The 24,522-nt window shown below is 35.0% G+C and carries 24 protein-coding genes and 2 other annotated features; of the genes, 13 read left to right on the top strand and 11 right to left on the bottom strand.

All coding sequences use genetic code 11. The features are described from left to right. Positions 1 to 103: 103 nt before the first annotated feature. The 3 genes from AC3WVA_RS06700 to AC3WVA_RS06690 all read right to left on the bottom strand — a co-directional run bounded on the left by AC3WVA_RS06700 (position 104) and on the right by AC3WVA_RS06690 (position 4,909). Entirely contained in the window at positions 104 to 1,795 is a 1,692-nt protein-coding gene (locus tag AC3WVA_RS06700) for a methyl-accepting chemotaxis protein (protein WP_098881624.1), read from the bottom strand. A 189-nt stretch (positions 1,796 to 1,984) separates the two neighbouring features. Further along, positions 1,985 to 3,679 (bottom strand): methyl-accepting chemotaxis protein, encoded by a 1,695-nt coding sequence (locus tag AC3WVA_RS06695; RefSeq protein WP_098345502.1) that lies wholly within the window; start codon positions 3,677 to 3,679, stop codon positions 1,985 to 1,987. Between the two features lie 411 nt (positions 3,680 to 4,090). After that, positions 4,091 to 4,909: a class I SAM-dependent methyltransferase gene (locus AC3WVA_RS06690; RefSeq protein ID WP_098881625.1), complete on the bottom strand. Its 819-nt coding sequence runs from the start codon at positions 4,907 to 4,909 to the stop codon at positions 4,091 to 4,093. 114 nt (positions 4,910 to 5,023) lie between these two features. Beyond that, positions 5,024 to 5,294 (top strand) — a binding site (T-box leader). Between the two features lie 51 nt (positions 5,295 to 5,345). Here AC3WVA_RS06690 and metG point away from each other — a divergent pair. Next, entirely contained in the window at positions 5,346 to 6,980 is a 1,635-nt protein-coding gene (gene metG, locus AC3WVA_RS06685; protein ID WP_098881626.1) for a methionine--tRNA ligase, read from the top strand. A gap of 41 nt (positions 6,981 to 7,021) precedes the next feature. Here the strand turns inward: metG and AC3WVA_RS06680 are convergent, their stop codons facing one another. The 5 genes from AC3WVA_RS06680 to AC3WVA_RS06660 all read right to left on the bottom strand — a co-directional run bounded on the left by AC3WVA_RS06680 (position 7,022) and on the right by AC3WVA_RS06660 (position 11,452). Further along, positions 7,022 to 7,924, bottom strand: coding sequence for an EamA family transporter (locus AC3WVA_RS06680; RefSeq protein ID WP_098345505.1), 903 nt, complete (start codon positions 7,922 to 7,924; stop codon positions 7,022 to 7,024). A 139-nt stretch (positions 7,925 to 8,063) separates the two neighbouring features. Beyond that, positions 8,064 to 9,509, bottom strand: a complete 1,446-nt coding sequence (locus AC3WVA_RS06675; protein WP_098345506.1) for a sensor histidine kinase — start codon at positions 9,507 to 9,509, stop codon at positions 8,064 to 8,066. After that, positions 9,487 to 10,152 carry a response regulator transcription factor gene (locus AC3WVA_RS06670; protein ID WP_048528250.1) on the bottom strand — a complete coding sequence of 222 codons (666 nt, stop codon included), beginning with the start codon at positions 10,150 to 10,152 and terminating at the stop codon, positions 9,487 to 9,489. Before AC3WVA_RS06670 ends, AC3WVA_RS06675 begins: the two co-directional genes overlap by 23 nt. A 364-nt stretch (positions 10,153 to 10,516) precedes the next feature. Next, entirely contained in the window at positions 10,517 to 10,978 is a 462-nt protein-coding gene (locus tag AC3WVA_RS06665; protein ID WP_048528252.1) for a L,D-transpeptidase, read from the bottom strand. 30 nt (positions 10,979 to 11,008) lie between these two features. Then, the gene (locus tag AC3WVA_RS06660; RefSeq protein WP_048528253.1) at positions 11,009 to 11,452 is read right to left on the bottom strand and encodes a DUF3978 domain-containing protein; all 444 of its coding nucleotides are present in this window, start codon (positions 11,450 to 11,452) and stop codon (positions 11,009 to 11,011) included. Positions 11,453 to 11,855: 403 nt separating this feature from the next. On the opposite strand from AC3WVA_RS06660, the gene AC3WVA_RS06655 reads away from it, so the two are divergent. Continuing rightward, positions 11,856 to 12,470 (top strand): DedA family protein, encoded by a 615-nt coding sequence (locus AC3WVA_RS06655; RefSeq protein WP_336590723.1) that lies wholly within the window; start codon positions 11,856 to 11,858, stop codon positions 12,468 to 12,470. A 56-nt stretch (positions 12,471 to 12,526) separates the two neighbouring features. On the opposite strand, the gene AC3WVA_RS06650 is transcribed toward AC3WVA_RS06655, so the two are convergent. Next, positions 12,527 to 13,312, bottom strand: coding sequence for a hypothetical protein (locus AC3WVA_RS06650; protein ID WP_098881627.1), 786 nt, complete (start codon positions 13,310 to 13,312; stop codon positions 12,527 to 12,529). 164 nt (positions 13,313 to 13,476) lie between these two features. Between AC3WVA_RS06650 and AC3WVA_RS06645 the strand changes: the two genes are divergently transcribed. The 4 genes from AC3WVA_RS06645 to AC3WVA_RS06630 all read left to right on the top strand — a co-directional run bounded on the left by AC3WVA_RS06645 (position 13,477) and on the right by AC3WVA_RS06630 (position 15,727). After that, positions 13,477 to 13,698: a helix-turn-helix transcriptional regulator gene (locus AC3WVA_RS06645; protein ID WP_048528258.1), complete on the top strand. Its 222-nt coding sequence runs from the start codon at positions 13,477 to 13,479 to the stop codon at positions 13,696 to 13,698. Further along, positions 13,688 to 14,395, top strand: coding sequence for a DUF3169 family protein (locus tag AC3WVA_RS06640; protein WP_071758441.1), 708 nt, complete (start codon positions 13,688 to 13,690; stop codon positions 14,393 to 14,395). Before AC3WVA_RS06645 ends, AC3WVA_RS06640 begins: the two co-directional genes overlap by 11 nt. Before the next feature lie 42 nt (positions 14,396 to 14,437). Beyond that, complete coding sequence (locus tag AC3WVA_RS06635; RefSeq protein ID WP_142320981.1) at positions 14,438 to 15,490, top strand: site-2 protease family protein; 1,053 nt, start codon at positions 14,438 to 14,440, stop codon at positions 15,488 to 15,490. Between the two features lie 96 nt (positions 15,491 to 15,586). Then, a complete protein-coding gene (locus tag AC3WVA_RS06630) occupies positions 15,587 to 15,727 on the top strand; it encodes a DUF3985 family protein (RefSeq protein WP_098345510.1) in 141 nt (46 codons plus the stop codon). Positions 15,728 to 16,104: 377 nt separating this feature from the next. Here the strand turns inward: AC3WVA_RS06630 and AC3WVA_RS06625 are convergent, their stop codons facing one another. Then, positions 16,105 to 16,491, bottom strand: coding sequence for a DUF3938 domain-containing protein (locus AC3WVA_RS06625; protein WP_048528260.1), 387 nt, complete (start codon positions 16,489 to 16,491; stop codon positions 16,105 to 16,107). Between the two features lie 451 nt (positions 16,492 to 16,942). Between AC3WVA_RS06625 and AC3WVA_RS06620 the strand changes: the two genes are divergently transcribed. After that, positions 16,943 to 17,464, top strand: coding sequence for a GNAT family N-acetyltransferase (locus tag AC3WVA_RS06620; protein ID WP_048528261.1), 522 nt, complete (start codon positions 16,943 to 16,945; stop codon positions 17,462 to 17,464). A 110-nt stretch (positions 17,465 to 17,574) separates the two neighbouring features. Here the strand turns inward: AC3WVA_RS06620 and AC3WVA_RS06615 are convergent, their stop codons facing one another. Then, positions 17,575 to 18,468: a YitT family protein gene (locus AC3WVA_RS06615; RefSeq protein ID WP_048528262.1), complete on the bottom strand. Its 894-nt coding sequence runs from the start codon at positions 18,466 to 18,468 to the stop codon at positions 17,575 to 17,577. Positions 18,469 to 18,745: 277 nt separating this feature from the next. On the opposite strand from AC3WVA_RS06615, the gene AC3WVA_RS06610 reads away from it, so the two are divergent. The 6 genes from AC3WVA_RS06610 (at position 18,746) to AC3WVA_RS06585 (ending at position 24,308) form a co-directional block, all read left to right on the top strand. Beyond that, positions 18,746 to 19,030, top strand: a complete 285-nt coding sequence (locus AC3WVA_RS06610; RefSeq protein ID WP_048528263.1) for a hypothetical protein — start codon at positions 18,746 to 18,748, stop codon at positions 19,028 to 19,030. A gap of 28 nt (positions 19,031 to 19,058) precedes the next feature. After that, complete coding sequence (yidC, locus tag AC3WVA_RS06605) at positions 19,059 to 19,841, top strand: membrane protein insertase YidC (protein WP_048528265.1); 783 nt, start codon at positions 19,059 to 19,061, stop codon at positions 19,839 to 19,841. A gap of 129 nt (positions 19,842 to 19,970) precedes the next feature. Next, positions 19,971 to 20,774 carry a hypothetical protein gene (locus AC3WVA_RS06600; RefSeq protein ID WP_492321835.1) on the top strand — a complete coding sequence of 268 codons (804 nt, stop codon included), beginning with the start codon at positions 19,971 to 19,973 and terminating at the stop codon, positions 20,772 to 20,774. Between the two features lie 373 nt (positions 20,775 to 21,147). Next, positions 21,148 to 21,384 (top strand) — a binding site (T-box leader). A gap of 65 nt (positions 21,385 to 21,449) precedes the next feature. Further along, positions 21,450 to 22,766 carry an APC family permease gene (locus tag AC3WVA_RS06595; protein WP_098881628.1) on the top strand — a complete coding sequence of 439 codons (1,317 nt, stop codon included), beginning with the start codon at positions 21,450 to 21,452 and terminating at the stop codon, positions 22,764 to 22,766. 47 nt (positions 22,767 to 22,813) lie between these two features. After that, positions 22,814 to 24,058, top strand: coding sequence for an MFS transporter (locus AC3WVA_RS06590; protein WP_142342078.1), 1,245 nt, complete (start codon positions 22,814 to 22,816; stop codon positions 24,056 to 24,058). Positions 24,059 to 24,137: 79 nt separating this feature from the next. After that, positions 24,138 to 24,308 carry a hypothetical protein gene (locus AC3WVA_RS06585; RefSeq protein WP_098881630.1) on the top strand — a complete coding sequence of 57 codons (171 nt, stop codon included), beginning with the start codon at positions 24,138 to 24,140 and terminating at the stop codon, positions 24,306 to 24,308. Positions 24,309 to 24,522: the final 214 nt, after the last annotated feature.

Here is a 24,522-nt window from a genome sequence, read left to right as displayed (position 1 = left end):
ACATATTAATGATATCGATTCTCATTATAACGGATATATGTATAACTTGCAGGAAATGAGCTCAAAAAATATCCCTCTTGGAAGAGGAATATTTTAGGAGTGCCTATTCAGTTTTAAAATGAGATACGAGTTGATCTAATTCTTCAACTGTTTGTTTCATTTGTCTAGCAGTTTGTGTCATCTCATTCATCGTAGTGACTTTTTTCTCAGCAGATTGTGCTGTTGCTGCTGTTTCACTAGATACTTCAGTCGAAATAGAAGCGATGTTATTCAGTGAAGCGTTCATTTCTTCAGCAGTTGCAGCCATCTCTTCAGCAGTTGCTGATATGTCTTGCATTTGTGTAGAAGCTTGATTTACTTGTTCTACAATTGTTGTGAAAGAAGAGCCTGCCTGACGAATAACACTAATACCTTCTGATGCTTCAGATCGACCTTGAGACATCATAGAATTAGCTATTTCTGTATCATTTTGAATTTGATGAAGTAATTGATTAATATCTGTTGCCGCTGTTTTAGATTGCTCAGCAAGTTTTCGAACTTCGTCAGCTACGACAGCGAAACCTTTTCCTTGTTCGCCAGCACGAGCTGCTTCGATAGAAGCGTTTAAAGCAAGTAAGTTTGTTTGTTCTGCGATATTAGAAATAGATTGTACAGCTGTATCAATATATTTTGTATGAGTGATTAGACGTTCGACCACTTCTGACGTAGCATTTACAGCGTCGTGAATCGTTGTCATTTGTGTAATAGATTTTTGGATAACAGTATTTCCATCATTCGCATGTTCATAAGTAGTTACAGCTAGTTCTGCTACAGATGAAGCAGATTCAGCAATGCGTTGAACACTTACTGCCATATCGTCCATTGCAGTTGAGCTTTCTTCCATGCTAGCAGATTGCGATTGAATACTTGCATTTAAGCTAGACATTGAGCTTTGAACTTTTATTGTTGCCTCACGTGATACATTCGTCTTTTCTAACATATTTTCAGAAGCGTTTTGTACTTCCACGGATGTTTTTTGAACACGATTGATGATATGTTGTAGGTTTTCTAACATTTTATTAAACGATGTTGCGATCGTACCAATTTCATCATTACTATTTACTTGTAGGCGGGCTGTTAAGTCACCTTCTTGAGATGATAATTCTTTTAGTTTACTATCAATTTGTTGAATTGGTTTTACAAGTTTACCAGAGAACCACCATGCAAGAGTGATAGCTACGATAATACAAATAACAAGTGATAAGAAGATAACATATTCAATTTGTAGTGAAGATTGATCAATTTTTTCGATAGATTGATCACGTAACTTAGCTTGTTCATTACTATAATTTGTGAAGTCACCAATTACTTTATAAACAGTACCATTTTCTGCATAAGCTACTTGTAGAGCCTCTTCCCACTTTTGTTCTTTTGCAAGGGTGAAAACTTTTTCTTCAATAAATTTTCTCCAAGTTGATCCTGATTCCATTGTATTTTTCATGGACTGAGAAACATTTGGATTAGAAAGAAGTTTATCTTTTGAATCCTCCAGACGTTTACTCATCTCATTAAACTTGTCTAATTCGACTTGATCATGTTGTAATAAATAACCTCTTAAAGCAGAGAGCTGTACTTGATAAGCGTCCCCACGCTCTTTTAATTGTGTTGCCAGAGGGGAAATTTCTTTTTGTAATGCTTCAGCTTTACGAGATTGGTCGATAGCAAAAAATAAAATAAAAGCTAAGGCGATGCCAAATAAAGCGCAAATCGTTCCCATCATGAACATTAGTTTTTTTCGAATGCTAATAAAATTCATATGATAAAAAGCCTCCTTTGTGAAATCATAGTATTAGAATTAATTAATGTAAAAAATTGAAAGAAAGCTTTACTCCGTCTGGAATAAAGCTTTCTTCTTTCCTTTAGGAATTATAGCAGACGGAATGAGAGATAGAAAGAGATATTTTAAAGTTAAAAAGGAGAGATGGTAAATCTCTCTTTTTTAACTTTAAGCATTTGTTTTAAAATGAGAAACGAGAACTTCAAGTTCTTGTACAGTCGATTTCATTTCAGACGCCTTTTTAGCGACGACACTCATTTTGTTTACTTGGTCTCCAGCTGAAGTTGCTGTTTGTGATGTTTCGGCGGCAACTTCATTTGAAATAGAAGCAATGTTATTTAAAGTTGCATTCATTTCTTCAGAACTTGCGGCCATTTCTTCAGCAGTTGCAGACATTTCTTGTATTTGTGTAGAGACTTTGTTAATGTGGTTAACAATTTCTGAGAATGAAGATCCAGCGGTACGAATGACTGTAATTCCTTCAGACGCCTCTGATTGCCCTTGCTCCATCATTTCATTTGCTATTTTTGTATCTGCTTGAATTTGATAAAGTAAATGGTTAATATCAGTTGCTGCTAATTGAGATTGTTCAGCAAGTTTTCGCACTTCATCGGCAACAACAGCGAATCCTTTCCCATGTTCGCCAGCACGTGCTGCTTCAATTGAAGCATTTAAAGCAAGTAAATTCGTTTGTTCCGCGATATTAGAAATGGATTGAAGTGCAGTATCAATATGATTTGTATGTGTAATAAGTCGTTCTACTACTTGTGATGTAGCGTTAACAGCTTCATTAATGGTATGCATTTGTGTAATAGATTTCTCAATGACTTTATTCCCACTATCTGCTTTTTCTGAAGTTGTAACAGCTAGGCTAGCAACAGAAGAGGCAGATTCTGCAATACGCTGGACACTTGTTGCCATATCATCCATTGCAGTTGAACTTTCTTCTATGCTGGAAACCTGTGAACGAATATTATGTTCAAGAGCATTCATAGTTTCCTCGGTTTTTGCTGTGTTTTCCATAGAAGCAGTTGTTTCGATAAACACATTTTCAGACGCTTCTTTGACACTTGTAGATGTTTGTTGCACTTGTTTTATAATACGTTGTAAATTAGCGAGCATTTGATTAAAGGAATTGGCGATATCACCGATTTCATCTTTACTCGTTACGTGTAATCTAGCGGTTAAATCGCCATCTTGAGAAGCTAATTCTTTTAATTTCTCATCAATTTGTCGTATCGGTTTAACGAGTTTACCAGAGAACCACCATGCTAATAAAATAGACGTTACTGTACATGTAATGAGGGAGAAGAAAATAATATATTGAATAAGAGATGAAGAAGACTCTACGTCAGCAATTAATGCGTCACGTTTGTCATTTTCTTCATTTGCATATTTAGTAAAACGACTTAAAAGGTCGTTTACATAATCGGTTTGAGCCAAAGTGATTTTAGATGCTTCGTCCCATTTTCCTTCGCGAGCGAGAGGAAGGACTTCATTATCTATGACGCTTCGCCATTTTCCTCCCATTAAAATCGCTTCTTTCATTCCTTCTGGGAGCTTTTTATCACTTGTTACTTTTTCTCTAGTATCAGCTAGTTTTTTTCCTTCTCGGTTGAATTTATCTAATCCTTTTTGATCATGTGATAGTAAATATTCTTGTAAGCCAGCAACTTGTGCTTGGAACCAATCACCACGTTCTTTTAAAATTGTTGCTCTTTTTGATACATCATTTTTTAAGGTTTCGATTTCATTTGCTTGATTCATGGCGAATGAAAGAATAACAATAAGAGCAATACTAAATAAAGAAGAAATGCTTAAGAGTGTGAACAGTAGTTTTTTTCGAATACTAACATATTTCATCGTTACCCCTGCCTTTAAAACTATTTATTATGATTTATAAATGTTAAGAACGAAATTAATAAAAACATTATTATGAAGTTATTAATCTGTTCAATGAAAATTATAGCAGATAATGGAAGGAGGCAGATTCATATGAGCAAATGTTCTTAAAATGTATACATTTGTATATCAAAAAATTCATAAATAAAAATGAGAAATACTATTGTAATTTGAAATTACATCATGTATACTTCTAATTAGTTGATAACGATTATCAGTATCAACTATGAACATTACTCTTCGTTATGTTGGTCATACCCCTTTTTGACGACGTAAGTCAGAGACGAAATGTTGAAATATCTTGTGTCCTATTCTACAGAATTATGGTAATCTCCAACCTCAACTTATATGCGTGAGCATGCAAAAAGGATCCTATCCGTGAAGGGATCCTTTTTTGCATGCTGTCGCAATTAATGTATATAAACCAGGCACACGCTCTTCCATTCCTTCCGGTGCAGTAGGAGAGAAGACCCACCTTTGATGAGACCCGTGTTCTTCAACTAGTTTTTCAATTTTAAAATGAGCTTCTGCAAGTATTGTAATAATTTCTCCTAGCGTCCAGCGACGGATGGTTGTTTTAGGTAACGATTCTTTCTGCGCTTCTGTAAGAAGAATGCTATAAGCAACCTCATCTTCCATTAATTCTTCATCGAAATAATTTCCATTAGCCCGAAATGATGGGTGGTCGCCCCCTAATAATTTCGTGTAAACAGGATGATAGTCACGAAGGATAAGCATTCCATTTTCTTTCAGTAAGGTAGCAATTTTTTGAAAGAGAGGTTTTAAATCTAGAAAGTAATGGAGTACACCAAGTTCCAGCAATACGATATCAAATGATTCGGAGAGCTGCGCATGTAATACATCAGAAACGATATACTGGATAGAAACACCTGCTGCTTCAGCAAGTTCATTTGCATATTTTGCATTACTTGCTGAAATATCCACAACTGTTACGTCAGCTCCTAAAAGAGCGAGAGCAACGGCTTTATTGCCTTTTGAACCGAGTAAATTAATAATACGTTTTCCTTTTGGAGATTGTATGTAAGGTAAATAGTGATTTACCTCGCGCACGGGATCTTCCATAAGCCTTTTCGCATAATCAGCTGGCGCCCCGTGGCGATTCGTCCAAGCTTCATACGCAGCTGCATTCCAGCTTTTTTCATTACGTGCGCTTAGTTGTTTTTGATTCAATCGTATCACTCCTTTCGTGAACGTATAGTTATTCTATGAGAGGATGGGATTTCCTCTTCTTTCTGAATAAAAGTTTGATTTTTCTGCCAGTAAGTCGTAAAATACGTGTTATATATAAAAGCGTTGAAAAGGAAAAGTAGAATGAAATCATTCTGTCCAGAGAGCTTCGGTAGCTGAGAAGAAGCAAGAATATTCATTTGAACAATGGCCTTTGAGCTTCGTCCTGAACTTATGAAATGATAATAGTAGGCGGCGACGAGAGTTGGTACTCGTTATCAAAACCACAGTATAAGAGCATATAGCTCAGTACTTGTTAAGGCTAATTATGTGAGTAATTGGCGAAATAAGGTGGTACCGCGACTGTTTATACAGCCCCGCCCTTATCTTTTTTAAGATAAGGGCGGGGCTTTTTTATATTTAAAAGGAGGAATGTAAGATGAGTATTTTTATTGGAGGAGCTTGGCCGTATGCAAATGGCTCATTACATCTTGGACATATTGCGAGTTTGTTACCTGGAGATATTTTAGCACGTTATTACCGGGCAAAAGGTGAGAATGTGTTGTATGTTTCGGGAAGTGATTGTAATGGAACACCAATTGCAATTAGGGCAAAACAAGAAGGTGTGACGGCGAAGGAAATTGCTAATAAGTATCACGAAGAGTTTGAGCGATGTTTTCGTAGCCTTGGTTTTACGTATGATTGCTATACACGTACAGATAGTGAGCACCATCATGAAACGGTTCAAAATGTTTTTTTACGTTTATTAGAAGAGGGACATATTTATAAAAAAACAGTGGAACAAGCATATTGCGAAACGTGTACGCAGTTTTTACCTGATCGTTATGTAGAAGGAATATGTCCGCATTGTCATGAAGCAGCAAGAGGAGATCAATGCGATGCATGTTCAGCTATTTTAGATCCACTGGATTTGTTAGAAAAGAAATGTAAGTTATGTGGTAGTACACCATCCGTGCAAGAAACAGAGCATTTTTATTTCGCATTGCATACATTTCAGGAGCAAATTAAAACGGCTGTAGAAAACGCCAAACAAACAGGAACATGGCGCGACAATGCGATTCAGCTAACAGAGAGATATGTAAAGGAAGGGTTACTAGATAGGGCCGTATCACGTGATTTACCAATTGGGGTACCAATTCCAGTCGAAGGGTATGAAGATAAGAAAATTTACGTATGGATTGAAGCAGTGACAGGGTATTATTCAGCGAGTAAACATTGGGCTGAAGAAACAGGGAAAGATGATCAAGAGTTTTGGGATAAAGAAGCGAAAACATATTATGTGCACGGAAAGGATAATATTCCGTTTCATTCCGTCATTTGGCCAGCGGTATTACTTGGAATAGGAGAAGGTGCAATCCCACGTCATATCGTTTCGAATGAATATTTAACAGTTGAAAAAAGAAAATTATCTACAAGTAAAAACTGGGCAGTATGGGTGCCTGACATATTAGAGCGCTACAATCCAGATTCTATTCGTTACTTTTTAACAGTTAACGCACCAGAAAATCGTGATACTGATTTTTCATGGCGTGAATTCATTTACAGCCATAATAGTGAATTGTTAGGTGCATACGGAAACTTTGTGAACCGGACGTTAAAGTTTATTGAAAAATATTATGGTGGTATTGTGCCGAAGGGAAGTATTGATATAGAGCTGAAAGATAAAGTAGAAGGATTATATAAAAATATTGGAGAGGCCATTGAGCAAACTACATTTAAGGTGGCGCTAGAAACAATATTTGATGTAGTACGTTTTGCAAATAAATACTTTGATGAGAGACAGCCTTGGAAACAACGAGAAGATGATCCAGTTTCATGCGAAGAAACGATTTATAACTGTGTGTATCTTATCGCTAATTTTGCAAATCTCCTTGAACCGTTTTTACCATTTTCAAGTGAAAGAGTTAGAAATACATTATCGATTGTGAATCAAAATTGGGAACCTCAAAACACGTTGCCGAATAGAATCGATCGTGTGCAGCCGCTATTTGAACGAATTGATGTGAAACAAATTGAGTGTGAGATAGAAAAGCTATTTAGTGCGTTAAAGTGAGATAGAGAAAAAGACCTTTCAAATAAATGAAAGGTCTTTTGTTACGCACTATGCACGCTACTATGTTTCTTTGCTCTCCTAGCGGTAAGCAGCTGAGGAGTAAAAATTCCAAGTAGTATAAAGATGATTCCAATCCACTGCATAAAGGTTACGACTTCATGTACAAGTGTAATAGAAGCGATAATGGCCGTTGGTAATTCAGCTGCTCCTAATATTGTACCAAGTCCTGTTCCAACTTTCGGTACGCCAATTGAAAAACAAATGACAGGCACGACAACGCCAAACAATCCGAGGAAGAAAGCGTATTTCCAAAGACCGGCTTGCAAGGCACCGTCTGTTAAAAAGGTTGGCGGGAAGAATAAGCATACGATAAGAGTAGCGCTTGTTGTCATAAGAAAGCTTTTCGTATAAGGCGCTACTTCTGTAGCAACGCGCCCACTTGCAAACACATAGAATGAAAAAGAGACAGCGGCTAATAAACCAAAGATAATACCTTTCGTGGAAAAGCTTTGTCCGAGACCTTCAAAGACACCGCCTGCAAACAATGTACCAGTAAATAAAATAATGATAGATATAATTTTCTCACGGCTTGGAAATGTTCGATTTGCAATTGCTTCAATGACTACACCAATCCATGTGAACTGGAAAAGTAGGACGACAGCGATAGATGCTGGTAGTTCTTCTACAGAAATAGCATAGAAGATACCAGTCATACTCATTGTTGTGCCGACTGTTAGTAAGGAAAAGAATTGCTTTTTTGTTACTTTATGACGTGAAGCGAAAAGAACGAGCAGAAGAAGCCCGATCCATCCGAAGACATATTGTCCTCCTAATAGTTCATGTGCTGAAAATCCATCAATGAATCCGAGTTTGAAAATAGTTGAAAGTACGCCGTAGCTACAAGCTCCGAATAAAACGAGTAATGAATACTTAAATTTCTCCATGAAAATCCTCCTTTTACATAATAAAAAACGCCCGCTATCCAAATAAGGATAACGGGCGAACGAAACAGAGTCATATACTCTACAAAATTCCGCCATTCATACGAAGTATGAATTTGGGGTATGAAATTGTAGTAGGTTTTTACATTGCTTTTGGGAATACAATAGAACATTTTACACCTTGAGGTGTGTTTTGTATACCATAAGGAAATTGATGTTTATCTAGTATTTGTTTTACAATGTATAACCCAAGACCACTACCTTGTACTAAGCCATGTTTGTCAGGGTTTGCGCGATAGAATGGTTCAAATAAATGGGCAAGTTTATCTTCATCTATTTGTGAACCTGTATTTAATACTTCTAATGCGTAACCGTTTGGCTTTTCATAAAGCTTTATATATACATGCTGATGGTCAATTGTATAATGAATTGCATTTGAAATAATGTTGAAAATGGCAGTTTGAATAAATTTAGGATCAGCTAAAACTTGTACATCTTGTTTAATGTTAGATTGAACATTTAATTGCTTTACAGATACGAAATAATCTACTTTCTTCATAACATCCTCAATGATATTAGTTAATGAGATAACTTTTAAATCTGGTTTAAATTGAGGATTTTGTATTTTGGATAATTCCGACATTTTTTCCGTTAATATGTTAATATCTTGCATCATTTCATAGGAACGTTTTAAATATTTATCTCTATCTTTATAAGCTCCAATTCCGTGAATCATGCCATCTAGTTGCCCCATAACGGCTGCGATTGGTGTTTTTAATTCATGGGAAACCATAGACATAAATTCTTTACGAGATTGTTCTAATTGTTGTTCCTTTTTGAGTTCATTTCTTAAATCTTGATTGCTCGCATGTAAATTCTTCACTATATTTGGGACCTGTGAAGCAGCTACTTGTAAATTAAAATCTGTTTGATCTGTATTTTTGTTAAGTAGTTTTTTATCTGAGAAATCAAGATTCATAATATCTTTTAAAGCATCACTCATATATTGAAAAGGTTTAGCAATTAGTTTTGCATAAATTAAAGAGCCGAGCAGAGATAATGCAAGCATTGTCGCGCCAATATGTGGAGCTAATTGCTGCAGTACATCTGTTAATTTTGGATTATCTTGTGCATCATTTGTTTTACTTGCTGCATTTTGTTTATGTAAGGCATCATTATTAGTAGCGACTTGCTTTTCCATTTCTGTAAGTGGAGCAGCAGTGCTATCTTTCCCCGTGATATTTTGTGTATGTTCTTTTGCTTTTGCAGTTTGGCTAGGCTGCAAAAGGTGATTGATAGCTGTAGAGAGTGATTTATAATCTATAACTGAAGATTGAAAATTAAAAATGTCTCCCTGTGATCCAGCTTTATGTTGATTCGTTTTACTTTGGTCGTTTTGTTTATTTGAATTCGCTTGTTCTGTAGTTAGCGCTCTATTTTCTTTTGCAAAACGTTCTTTATCATAGTTTGAAGCTAGGAAGTAAATAATTTGATAAAGACAAAGTGATAAAAGAATACAAAATAATAAGGTTTTGATGAAAATATTTTTGGTGATGTTGTCTTTGCTACGATTCGATTTTGTAGCCAATGCCTTTCACCGTTTTAATATAAGGAATTCCTAATTTTTTTCGTAAGTTCTTAATATGTGTATCTATAACTCTTACATCACCATAATGTTCATAGCCCCATACCTTATTCAACAAATCACTTCTTGATAGTACTTTTCCCCGATTTTGCAGTAAAGTATAAATAATTTCAAATTCTTTTGTTGTTAATTCAATTTGATTACCATGAACATAAGCGGCATATGCTGTAGAATTTAACATCAATTCATGGAATTGTAGTATCGTTGCAGCTTCGGCTTCCTTCGTAGCTGCCCTTCTTAATACAGCTTCTACACGTTTAATAAATACGGTGTAATGGAACGGTTTCGTAATATAGTCATCAATACCTAATTCAAATCCTTTAATTTCACTTTCTTCATTTTGTAAGCCTGTTAACATAATGATTGGTACATCGGATTGTCCTCGCATAATTTTACAAATACTATAGCCATCTATATCTGGTAACATCACATCAAGGAGGACAAGGTCGTATGAATTTTTTTGGAAAAGAAGAATGCCTTCTGTTCCAGCGCCAACGACATCAACGGTAAAGTTTTGTGCCATTAGAAATTCACGAATTAGTTCTTGTATATCTGGGTTGTCTTCAATCACCAGTATATGCGTCATAGTAACACCTCCTAAATAACGCTTTTTACTGCAATATTCGAATTCATCATTTTTTCGATGACTCAGATTGTTTATACATATAATAAGCCCCCGCCATAAAATAATCATGAAAGTAGCAAGGGGAGTTGTTTAGTGAAACTGAATATTTAAGAATTACAGTAATTCTATTATAGTATGTATTTTAAAATTTATAAAATATTATAACTGTATAATTTTAATATCCATGTTTATCAATGTTTGGATGTTACTTAACACAATCTATTCCTATTATATATGTAAATACAGTTGTTTTGCTACTGTAAATGAAGAAATAAAATAAGCCAAGACATAAAATTCTTGGCTACACGTAAATCGTGTTGATAGGTTATTTTACAGTGACAGTAGCCTGCTGGGGAATACGCTCAAATAACCAGTGTATATCATTGTTATACATACGAATACAACCTAGTGTTGTCCATTTGCCGATTGCCTGATTATTGTTCGTACCATGAATCGCATAAGTTGTTCCGTAAGTTCCTGCCATGTTTAGTCCAAGCCAACGGTCACCAAGTGGATTACGTGGATCTCCGCCTTTAATTTTGCCTGTATAATAAGGACGATTTTTAATTTTATTTACGATTTGGAAAGTGCCTTTAGGTGTAGGAGTAGTTGCTTTACCAGTAGCGACAGTAAAACTTTTTATAAATGTTCCATTTTGATAATAATCCATTTTATTTAACTGCGTGTTTACAATTAGTTGAGCGTTCGGTGTAGCTGCCTCAGCATTTGTGAATGGAATAGTTAAAAATCCTAATGATAATAGTGCGCTTAATAATAGTTTTTTCATTATATTCTCCTTTTTGCTATTGTAATAGTCTTACATACAATGAATTTGCAAACCTCTTAATACTTTATTTACATTTTCATCTAATGTTTCAAAGAAGGTAGTAATCTTTGGATTGTGTTTGTTGTTTTTATCAATGAGTAATCTTTCATTTAGTAAAAGTTCACCATGTAGTCCAAAACTTTGCACTTGAATATTTAGTTCATCTTCAGTTTCAGAAATAACTGGTAAGAAGTAGTGGAAAGCTTTCGTTGGAATGATGTAACTTTTGCCAATCATGCTTTCTTGATTTGAATTAATCCATTTTTTCGTAACAATTTTAATGTTCTTTTTTGAAACGATAAAAGACAGTGTTGTAGATTTTGTTAAACTTACGTCAAATTCATTTGTTTCACATATGTGTAAATTAAAAACGGTTTCATTTTGATGAGATTCAACATTTGTATTAATAAAATCGTGCATTTTATAAGCTTCCATTTCTTATTCACCCTTTTTTCAATTTCGAAAAACGACTTATATTTATTCAATTTAATGCTTAGTCATATATTGGTTAAATTTTTCAACAAATTCCGATATAATCTTACAATACGTATATGAAGCTAATATGAAGTTAGTATGAGTTTGTGGTGGTTTTTTATTGAGAACAAAATAAGGTGATTTTAAAGTGTTAAAAACTGGATAAAAATGCATGTTAAGACCCGAATTTCTCACAGTATATACTTGTTAAATTATTTTAAAATGAGAGTAAATAATGAACGTAAAAGTTTAGTGTGAGCCTTACAAAAATGTAATAAAAATGTAAGCTATTGTGATAGTTATTTCGACAATTTTTTTATACAATATTAGTAAGAAGTTGCACGTGATTGAAAGGAGAGATGACATGGAATGGATTCATGAATTATTTCAGCAATACGGGTACTATGTTGTACTTGTTGGTTTGCTGTTAGAATATATTGCACTTCCGTTTCCGGGAGAGCCAACGTTAGCATATGCGGGATTTTTAGCACATAAGGGTGATTTAAGTTTACCGATTTTAATTATTCTATCCTTTATTGGTACAAGTGTAGGAATGACAATTCAATACTTTTTAGGAAATAAATTAGGTATGCCCTTTGTTCAAAAGTATGGGAAATACGTATTTTTAACACAAAGAAAAATCGACTTAACAAGAATGTGGTTTGATAAGTATGGATACTTCCTGATTTTTATCGGTTTCTTTATTCCTGGTGTACGCCATTTTACAGGATATTTTGCAGGAATTATTAACTTACCATTCCGCCGCTTTGCGATTACAATTTACTCAGGTGCTCTATTTTGGGTATCATTCTTCTTAATCGGTGGTTACTGGTTAGGTGGAAACTTACATGATATTTTTGGAGTGCTAGAAGGTCACATCGGTAAAATCATTTTTGGAGTAATTGTAATTGTAACTATTACGTTAGGAGTTCGTTTCCGCAAACAGTTAAAACGAGTATTATTACAAAACGCAAGTTAATATGAAATCCATTCTATGTCAAAATTTAGTAAGGCAGTGCGGACGCACTGCCTTTTTTATTTTATGTTCCAGTGTATTTTTAATTTTCCTTTTAATTGGTTTCCGCTAACTATAATGTAATAAGTTCCGGTCTTAATTGCTGCGAAATGATACGTATCAGGGCCGACTGAAGCTAAATAATTTTCTTCCTCTTGAAATTCACTAGCCATTTTGATGTCTCCTATGTAGCCATCCGGATTTTCAGCTCGTGATTCAATCGTGAATTCTAATATATCTCCTCGTTTTAGTTCAATGGGGACTTTATGTTCACCACTAAAATGTTGAAAAGATGCTTCAAAAGAGTTTTCTGTTTTTGTTTCGACCCATTGTTCTTTTGATGTTCCAATCTTTTCTAAATCGATAAAGTTGATTGTGATAAATATAATAAGCATAATGCCTGGCATGACATATTGTATCCACTTAAGTTTTGTTGCTATAACTGTACATAAATAGAAAAAAAGAGAACATATTGCTCCAATTGATCCGAGAAACAAAAACTCTATTAGATCAGCTTCTTTAAATAGTAGGAGTGGAAGAAAAAATAAATAACCGCAAAAAATATAAAGGCATAATGTCTTTAGTCGTGTATAAGTGTGTAAGCTCAAATTATCGATGCAAATAGAACAAAAAATTGCATATGCCGCAAGAATAGGAACAAAGGGAACATATAGTAGTTCTCGTAATCCAGTTAAGAAACTATATAGTGTTGGTTGACTAGTTATTAAGAGAAGTGTGCTAATAAGTAATAATAAAGTAGCTGTAAGCTTAGTAAGAATGTAGGAAAAGGTAGATGTTTTATTCATATGTCACTTCCTTTGTTTCATATTTCACATTCATTATATAGGTTATTTCTGTCATAATACATCCTTATTTTTGTCAATTATCATAGTCGTAATGACAATTATAATTGACAAAAATAAGGATATTATTTACAATTTTAATTAAATAAATGAAAAAGAGGGAAGACATGAAGCTTCAAAATCGAGTGAGGGAATTGCGAGCAAAGCATCGTTTATCACAAGGGGATTTAGGGAAAGCGATTGGATCATCAAGACAAACGATTAGTTTAATTGAGCGCGGGGATTATGCACCATCTATTGTATTGTCGCTAAAAATCGCACAAATTTTCAATGTACCGGTGGAGGAAATATTTGAGTTAGTGGAGGGGGAAGAGGATGATGAAGAGTAAACGAAAAAAACAATTTGATTTTGTGGGGAAAATGGCATTAAGTATGATGGGTGGCTTTTTAACATCATATATAGCTTTAGATTTACTCTCGGATGAACCGAGAAATTTATCATCTAATACATTTATAGGTGTATGCACCATTTTTGGAATCTTAATGATGTACTACACTTGGAAGAATACACGTATGTTAGCTGAGGCACGCGATGAAGAAGAGAGTGTACAAGGCAGAAAATTAGGCATTATAAGTATGTATTTACGTGTAGGTGATATAGTTACGCAGGCATGGTTTGTATATGCAGTTATTGCATGTAGACGTGCACTGTTGCAGGATACAAATGTTTCATTTGCAGTGTGGAATTTAGTAGCTTCTATTGTTTGTTTAACTATTGTAGTGATTAGCGGGCTCATAATAAAAAATCGTTATAATAAGTTATATCCTGAACAAGGTGTAACATATATGGAATCTATGAAAATGTGGACGAAAAACGCAGATGAAGGATTAAAGCACATTGTGCATGAGGCTGGATATAAAGCGTATGAATTTACGAATACAATATTGGCATATGTATGGTGGGCTGCCGTTATATATACGGCGGCTAGTGATATCGACTTTGTATTAATTGGCTTAATCTCATTTATTTGGATATTGCATCTCGGAAAATTCATGTACGAAATGCAGAGAAAAATGATTTATTAAGGGGAGAAAAAGGTGGATATTTTAAGAAGGCCAGCTGGTTCTATGACAGCGGCGTTAGTTCTGTCCATTTTATACGTAGTAATTCGAACTGAGAAATTAGAAGTAATTTTAAACTTATGGGCAATAGTTGGAATTGCATTGTTAGTGTTAGCCATTCATGAGCTAGGACATGTAGTATTTGGTGTAATAGGTGGTTTGACATTTAAATTTATGACAGTAGGACCCATTACTATTCAAAAAGAAAAAGGAAAATTGCGCATTCGAGAAAATAAATTATGGGCGTACTTTGGAGGCGTTGCAACACTAGTACCATCTTCTATAGAGACACCGAATCTTTCGAAAAAATGGGCTTGGCTCACTTTAGGTGGACCGATTACGAGTTTACTATTTGGTATTACTTCCGGTTACATATACATGGTAAGTTATTATCAATATCTTTTATATTTTTCCTTTTTCCATTTTGCAATCTTTGCGGTTACAATTGTGCCGATAAAAGGAACACTTATGAGTGATGGGATGCAATTTCTTATTTTAATTAAAGATGATGAAAGAGCTAGAAATCATTTATATGAGATTCAAATATCGAGTGAGTTATTTAATTATAAAAGACCGAAAGATTGGGATGAAAGATTAGTAGAACTTAGTGAGGAGAAAATAAAAGAGAATAAAGAGATAAGAGAGATAATGAGTAGACTTATGCTTGTCTTTTTTGCTCGTGCGGATCAAGAGGGAATGGAAAGAGCGATACCGTATATAAAACAAATTGTTCAACTTCCTGTAACGAAAGAAAATAAGTTTTTCGTTAGTAGTTTTCATAGTTGGTACCTTTTATATAAAGCCCTTTATGAGATGGATAGTCTTTCTTTGCAAGAAGCAAAGGAGCATGCAAAGGCCATTACAAAAATGGATCTAACCGGATATTACCGTACACAAGGGATTATTAAATATTTAGAGGGCAATATGGAAGCGTCCCGTACTTATATGAAGAAAGCTGATAAAGAATTAAAGAGCGCTGAGAAGAGTGAGATGGGATATTTACAATTAGAGAGAGAATGGTTTGAGCAGCTGAAAGAGAGGGTATCTTACGATGGGTGAGGTATCCTCTTTTTTATATGTCGTCTTATGCCGTTCCATAAACAGCCTAGGGTGAGTAAAATAAGATAAGAAGAGCACAGCTTGGAGGAAGTAAAAATGGAAATCTTATCAATTATTTTGATAGTCTTGCTCATTTATGTTGTTTTTAAAGTGGCATATGTAGCATTAAAGATACTCGCGGTCCTATTAATTATCTTTTTAATCGTAGAGTTCGGCAGTAAGTTGCTTGGGGGATAGGGTATGTTGTACGTTTCGATTGTCGAAGATTGTCGTTAAATCGATATCTTGTGCCGAATCGTTGATATAAGTGGAGAAACGATCAATATATTTGAAAAACCGTTGATATATTTTAGTGAATACGAAGAGGGGTATGTGGAAAAGAAGTTGCCGTTGGGTAGCTTCTTTTTATTGTAGTGCCGGGGTATAGAGCATAAATAGTTTGCCGAAAATTGTCGGTAAGTCGATATCCTGTGTCGAACCGTCGATATAATGAAAAAATCGCTGATATAAGTGGAGAAATCGCCGATATATTTGGAGAATCGCTGATATATTATGATAGATACTAACCGGGGTATGCAAACCAATCAAAAAAAGCTGGAAGAATATCTTCCAGCTTAAGAGTTACTTTCAATTTGGCGACCGCTATCTTCTTCATTGTCTTGTAGTAGATTAAATACGTCTGCTAAGCAGAATGCAATGAACCAAGTCCATAGACCGTGGAAGAAAGCTGAGCTTAATTGAAGTGGTAATGTATAGTTGGTCATTGAGTAGGAAATACATCCGCCAACGATTCCGATCATTGTTAATAACATTGTTTTTTGCGCATTTTCTTCTGGATTGAAGAGGAAGAAAATGTATCCGCCTAAAATTGAAGCGCTTACAAGTGTTTCGATTCCATTAAAAATGATATTCTCTCCAAGCTGAGTGTTTGTCCAGAAGCAGATTGTTCCGCCGATAATAGCAAACAGGACAGCTATTGTATATCGTATATATTGATTCATATGTTCATCTCCTTATGTAATAAGATGATTTGGAAGTCAAAAAGGTAGGTATAGTATATTGAAGTGAGTTTTCGTTGTACGTATCTTTTTATAAAAAAGATCATTGAAGAGTGATCGGTTTTTTAAACCGTTACGTGTATGGTGTCTGAAATATACCCGACTGCTCGTTTCTTTTTGCTTGTAAAATAAGAGAAACTTCCAAGTCTATATACTCTTTTTTTGTGAGTCTGTTTTCATTATAACACATTTAGAGGCATAATAATAGAATTATCTGATTTTGTAATAAGTGTAAAAAATAAAAATCGCAAAGAAATACCATTAACGGCGCAGTTTAGTGGAAGAAGGATTTTCATTTACTATGATGAAATATGTAATCAAGGTGCGATATAAGAAGGGGACTTAAATACTATAAAAATGTTTTGTAGTATGAATGAAAGAGAGGAGAGCTAACTTGGAAATCACAACAGAAAGATTAATAATTAGACCTTTTAAGAGGACTGATTTACAGGATGTATTTGCTATTTATAATAATGATGATACATGTAAGTTTCTATTACATAATAAGTGGACTCATGAAGACATGCAGGAGAGATTTAATAAGAAGCTAGCAAACAATGTACTTACTAAAGAATCAATATTAAGTTTGGCAGTTATATACAAGACTAAAGTAGTTGGTGATTTATCCGTATGGTACACAAATATGAAAGACACTGTTGAGATTGGTTATAGTTTTTCAAGTGAAGTAGCTGGGAGAGGTTTGGCAACAGAAGCAGTAAGTAGTTTGGTATTTAAATTATTTAATGAATGTAATGTACATCGTATACAAGCTAATCTTGATGCACGTAATATAACTTCACAAAAATTGTGTGAACGAATAGGCATGAGAAAGGAAGCCCATTTCATACAAGATTTTTGGAATAAAAATGAATGGACAGATAGTTTTGTATATGGAATGCTATCCTCCGATTTGTAGTAATAAACTTAGTAATTTTATTATGCTAAAGGGTGCGTTAGTTGAATAACAAAGGGCATAACATATTATTTATGACTAATATGTTATGCCCTTTCATGTATTAACCTTTTTTATATGCGTTTGAAACGGCCGACAATTTCAACTGTTTCAGTAATGTTCATGAATGCTTTGTTATCCACTTGACGGATAATACGTTTCATTTCGCCTAACTCATAGCGAGTCACGACAGTGTAAATCATTTTTTTCTTATGGTTTGTATAGCCGCCGACAGCATCTACCATTGTCACGCCACGTATGCCGTGATGTAGTAGGGCGCTTTTTATTTCCTCGCCTTTTTCAGTAATTGTCATTATCGTTAATTTAATGTGTTTTGTATGTACAGCATCGATAACTTTGCTGACTACAAATCGACTGATTAACGTATACAGTGTAATATCCCATCCAAAAATAAATCCTGCTACAACAAGTAAGATTAAGTTGAATCCGAAGATGATTGCTCCAATTGAAACATCGCGATATTTCGCTACAATTAATCCAACAACATCAAATCCACCTGTTGAAGAAGCAAATCGGAATATGATTCCTGAGGCTGCTCCGCAGATTACACCGCCGAATACAGAGGACAGTAAAATATCGTCTGAAACTTGGTGTACAGGGATAATGTTCATCGCTAACGATGATACAGCTACAAAGTACGCTGTTAAAAAGGTTGTCTTCTTGCCTAAGTAAAAGTGACTTAAAATAAGAAGAGGAATGTTTAGTAAAAAGATAAGTGCACCGATATTGTAGTGCATTAAATAACCGATAATCATCCCTACACCAGCGAATCCACCGCTAATCATGTTATGCGGGATAAAGAACATATTCATAGAAATTGCATACAAAATAGAAGCTATGAAAATAACAACCAACTGTATGATAAATTCTAAGTGAAATGTTTTAGCTGCTGGGAAGGATAAAAAGGCGGTGTCGGGAACGTAATCGGCGTCTCCTAGTTGACCCATAGTATGTTTCATCTCCATATTCATTTTTGATTACAAGAAGAGAATAAAGGTTTTTTCAAAAACTGGCAATAGTTTTATTATAATGCAAAAATTTTATAAATTTCTAACAAATCAACCCTATTCATTGATGTGTGTGAATATACTAAAGAAAGCGAATACAATGTTTCTTAATTATTGTTTTCTTGAGAAAATATGCAAAATACTTTTTTTGACGATAAAAGGAAATAGAGAATGTTTGCCGAATGTGCTAAAATGACCTTATTAAGGATGTGAAGCGATGGAATTTTTATTGCAGGATGCAATTATATATATATCGTTTGTAACGACAGCACTTTGTTTATTAGAAGTTTTCTTCCTTGCTAACGTTTCTCGCTTTGTGCGTCAGCAAGCATCAAGCGGTAGACAAAGAGCCTTTAAACTAGTTAATACGTGTGAAGAGGGTACTGGTAATGTACCGCTTTTCTCTATTTTTTATAAATATGGAATGATTCGTTCTGTACGCAGACAAGAATCAAGTGAAGAGAATGACGAGGTCGGTCCGTATACACCAATGTTTCGCTAAATAATTACGAAACATTGGAGGAATGAACATGTTAAAATCATACCGAGCTGTGCTCGTTAGTTTATCATTATTACTTGTTTTTGTTTTATCTGGTTGCAGTAATGCAGCCCCAATTGATGCACATAGTACGGGAATTTGGGATCATTATTTCGTATATCCAATCTCGTTTATGATTCAATTTGTTGCTCATCATATACCGGGAGCTAGCTTCGGGATTGCTATCATTATTATGACGCTCGTTATTCGTTCAGCAATGATTCCATTAGCTGTTTCGCAATATCGTAGCCAAGCGAAAATGAAAAAAATGCAACCTGAATTACAGAAGCTAAAGAAAAAACACGGTGATGTAAGTAAAGATCTAGAAAAACAAAAGCAGTATCAAAAAGAAATGTCAGAACTAATGAAGTCAGGCGGTTGGAATCCACTTGCTGGTTGCTGGCCACTATTAATACAAATGCCGATTTTCTCTGCTTTGTATTATGCGATTAGCCGAACAGAAGAGATTCGCACATCTTCGTTTTTATGGGTGAACTTAGGACATGCAGATCCTTATCATATATTACCGATTATCGCAGCGTTAACGACATTTATTCAGATGAAAGTTTTCCAATCTAACGTTACACCTGGAGAACAAGTACAGATGATGAAAATGCAACAAATTATGATGCCAGCAATGATTCTATTTATGGGATTTGCGGCGCCATCAGGACTTGTGTTGTACTGGATAACAGGTAATTTATTTACAATGACACAAACAATTGTATTAAGAAGAATAATGGAACGTGAAGAATTACAATTACAAAAAGCATAGAACAACGCCGCTCATCACGAGCGGTGTTTTTTTGTTAAGTCGTTAAGGAAATTTTAAGAAATCGACATTACTATAGGCATTGTATACGAGAGTGTACATGCTTTAGAAATATGAAGGAGGAAATTTCCTATGAAGAAGAAAACAGTTGGGTATTTAGCGATTGCAGGTGCTTTATCATTCGGAATCATTGGAGGAGTCGGTATTCCGGCATTCGCGGCAACGAATACTCCAGCAGCTGAGCAAGCGACAAAAACGGCGAAAAAAGATTTAGATGACGCTACAAAACAAAAAGTAAAAACGATTATGGACGATACAAAGAAACAGTTAGAGGAGCTAGGTGTAAAGCTTCCAGAGAAAGAAAAACGTAAAGAAATGTTTGCGGGATTAGATGAAGCAACAAAAGAAAAAGCGAAGTCGATTTTAGAGCAAGAGAAATCCGGTAAATTAACACGTGAACAAGCGCAAGAGGAATTAACGAAGTTAGGCGTGAAAGTGCCAGAGAAGGGTAAACATGGAGATATGTTTGCTAACTTAGACGAAGCAACAAAAGAAAAAGCGAAATCAATTTTAGAGCAAGAGAAATCCGGCAAATTAACACGTGAACAAGCAAAAGAGGAATTAACGAAATTAGGCGTGAAAATGCCAGAGAAGGGTAAGCATAAAGACATACTTGCTAACTTAGATGAAGCAACAAAGGAAAAAGCAAAGTCTATTTTTGAACAGGAAAAGTCCGGGGAATTAACACATAAGCAAGCAAAAGAAGAATTAACAAAACTAGGTGTGAAACTTCCAGAGAAAGAGAAACATGAAGACATGTTTGCAGGATTAGATGAGGCAACAAAAACAAAAGCAAAAGCGATTTTAGAGAATGAAAAGAAACAATTAGAGGCGTTGAATGTGGATATTCCGCATCACAAGTTTTTAAATAATTAAATGAAGTCGTATCTTTCGTGTGGGCAACCGAAAGGTATATGTATGTGAGGAGACTTTTTTTAGAAAGTCTCCTCTTACTTATTGTCGTTTTTTGTTGGTAAATCGATATATTTCGAAAATCGCTGATATAGTTTGAATTCCGTTCGATATATTTCGAAAATCGCCGATATAATTTGAGTTGTGGTCGATATATTTGAAAAATCGCTGATATAATTTTTTACCGCTACACTGTTCCAAAGATACTAGGGAATTAGAGAAGTGTCGTAAATTCTGTTATAATATAAGAAGAGAAATATTTCGTATGTTATATAAAAAATATATTGATTTTTTCTAACAATTCAATATAATGAACAATAACTACAAAATTCGACATCAAGAAGTGATGATGAGGACACGATCAATTTTTTACGATTCTCAGAGAGGGAAGCCTTTGGCTGTGAGCTTCCTAATACGAAAAAATAGATTACCACCTCTGAACTGCAGCAGTGAACGAACATCTAGTAATTGCTTGCCGGCAAAAACCGTTATGTAGACTTGAGAAATTGGTGAAGTGTGTTACTTTGCGAATTGAAACAAGGGTGGAACCACGAATATAACACTCGTCCCTTTTTTAGGGAGGAGTGTTTTTTTATTTCATTTTTGCATCACACTAGGATTGGAAGGAGGATACGCAGCATGCATCATGATGAGAAGAACAAAATTGGTTTAACGGTAGCACTTTCTATCGTAGTAGGAACGATTATTGGATCTGGTGTGTTTATGAAACCAGGGAGCGTATTAGATTACTCGGGGAGTTCTAATATGGCCATTCTTGCTTGGATAATTGGTGGTCTGTTGACGCTAGCAAGTGGTTTAACAGTAGCTGAGATTGGAGCGCAAATCCCGAAAAATGGTGGGTTGTATACGTATTTAGAGGAGATTTACGGAAGTTTTTGGGGTTATTTATCAGGCTGGATGCAAACAATTGTTTATGGACCAGCTATTATTGGAACATTAGGATTATACTTTAGTTCTTTAATGATTAACTTCTTCTATTTAGATAAAGTATGGAATTTACCAATCGCAATTGGAACAGTTGTGTTCCTTGGCGTTGTAAATAGTATGGGAACAAAATACGGAGGTATCGTCCAAACAGTTACGACAATCGGGAAAATGATTCCGATCGTATTAATCGTCGTGTTAGGTTTTTGGAAAGGAAATAGCGATATCTTTAACGTAGTTGTGCCGATATCAGAAAATCAAAGTATCGGGATGGCAATTTTAGCAACGCTATTTGCTTATGACGGCTGGATTTTACTTGCTTCGATTGGCGGAGAAATGAAGAATCCAACAAAGTTATTACCGAAAGCAATGACAGTTGGGATTTTAATTGTAACGGCTGCTTACGTGTTAATTAACTTAGCTTTATTAAATGTATTACCAGCAACGCAAATTGTAGAACTTGGAGAAAATGCAACAGCGACAGCTGCGGGCATGCTACTTGGAGAATATGGTGGGAAAATTATTAGTATCGGTATTATCGTTTCTATTTTCGGTTGTTTAAATGGAAAGATTTTAACGTTCCCACGTATCCCGATGTCGATGGCAGAACGTGGACAACTCCCATTTGCTAAGTTTATTGCAAAGGAAAGCCCAAGATTTAAAACACCAGCAAATGCGATTACTGTTGAAATCATTTTAGGAATTATTTTAATGATTATTAGTGATCCGAATAAGCTATCTGAGATTTCCGTATTCATTATTTATATTTTCTATGTAATGACGTTTATCGGTGTCTTCATTTTAAGAAAACGTAATAAGAATAAAGAGCGTGCATACAGTGTACCATTATTCCCAATCGTACCAATCGTTGCGATTCTCGGTTCACTCTTTGTAATCGGTAGTGCAATTATCAATGATCCGGTAAGTTGTTTCTTATCAATTGGCATTGTCTTTACTGGACTTCCGGTATATTGGTATTTAAATAGGAAGAATAAAAATGAAATGTCATGATTGAGGGGTAGGCGTATAATACGCCTACCTTTTTTACTGTAAAAAAATTGTACTTGTGTTCAACTTCTATTTTGGTTACTATAGTCGTAGTAACCAAAATAGAAAGCGTGGGGAAAGACTTGAATTTTCGTGTATATATTTTAGCTATCGCGGCTTTCGTAGTCGGAACGGTTGAGCTAATTATAGGAGGAACGCTTGATTTAGTTGCCAATGATTTAGGCGTATCTATTAGTGCAGCTGGTCAGCTTATAACAATATTTTCAGTAGTATTTGCTTTATCAGGTCCGGTTTTATTAGCGGTAACTGGAAAGTTTGAAAGAAAAAAATTATACATTGGAGCATTATCAATTTTCTTAATCGGAAATATTATTTCAGCATGTAGTATGAATTATGGGATGCTAATGTTCTCAAGGGTTGTTTGTGCGGCGAGTGGTTCGCTTATTATTGCACTGTCAGTAACACTGGCTTCTAGCGTTGTAGAACCACATTTTCGTGCGCGTGCAATTGGAATCATCTTCATGGGGATTAGTGGTTCACTTGTACTTGGAGTACCGCTTGGCCTTGTACTCGGAAATGCATATGGATGGCGTGCACCATTTGTACTCATTTCGATCTTAACAGTTATGGCAATTGCTTGTATTTCATTATTCTTAACGAAAGTACCACCAACATCAGTGTTATCGATAAGAGAGCAAATCGCTACGTTAAAAGATAAAAAAATCGTAAGTGCACAGTTAACATCATTTTTATTTTTAACGGGCCATTTAACACTATATGCATATTTAACGCCTTTCTTAAAAGATGTGATGCATGTGGAAGCGAATTGGATTAGTGTATTTTACTTCATTTTCGGGATCGCAGCAGTAATAGGTGGCGGCTTCGGTGGCTGGCTTGCGGATAAATGGGGATCGAAGAAAAGCATTATCTCAATTATTATCGTATTTGCGTGTGCAATCTTCGTATTGCCGATGATGACATTCTCATTCCCGCTGTTCATTATGATGATGGGAATTTGGAGCATGTTGAGCTGGGCGATTTCGCCAGCACAACAAAATTATTTAATTGAAATTGCACCAGAATCAGCTGGTATTCAGCAAAGTTTAAATAACTCTGCCCTTCACTTAGGAATTGCGCTCGGTTCAACAGTAGGCGGAGTCGTTATTGAAAAATCATCTGTTATATATAACGCTTGGGTAGGCGGTGGCTTTATTATATTAGCGCTGCTTTGTGCGATTTTCTCGATTACGAGAGGCCGTTCTGCTCAGTTTGCAAAAGAAGAATCTATCGTTTGATAGGTTCTTTTTTATTTGTAAAATTTTGCAGGTTTTAGTAGAGAGGTGGAGAATTTGTATGTAGCGAGGTGATGGGTAAATGATGTTTAATTTCTCGATATTCGGTATAATACTTGCACTATTGCCGATAGTTGCAGTTGTTTTTGTATTAGGATGGATTCGTGTCATCTATCAAAATTCAGAGAAACAAGTAGAGCAAAATGAGAAAATGATTGAGCTGTTGACAGAGATAAAGGAAAAAGATAAGTAATATGTATTCGTTTGAAATTTGTTTCTCGTAAGTTAAAAAGGCACTTATAAAGTGCCTTTTTTATTATGTTTGAAAATTGGAAACATGTAATGTTTATTTGTCAATAGCAGCATGACAACAAAACGTTTTAAAATTGCTTATTACTGTGAAACTTTCTCAATAATTCGACAAGATACTACAAAAAAACCACCTATTCTCTTTTTTTCACTATAAG

This window comes from Bacillus sp. EB106-04-02-XG92, from assembly GCF_058791995.1.
This window is presented reverse-complemented; position numbering and strand designations above follow the sequence as displayed.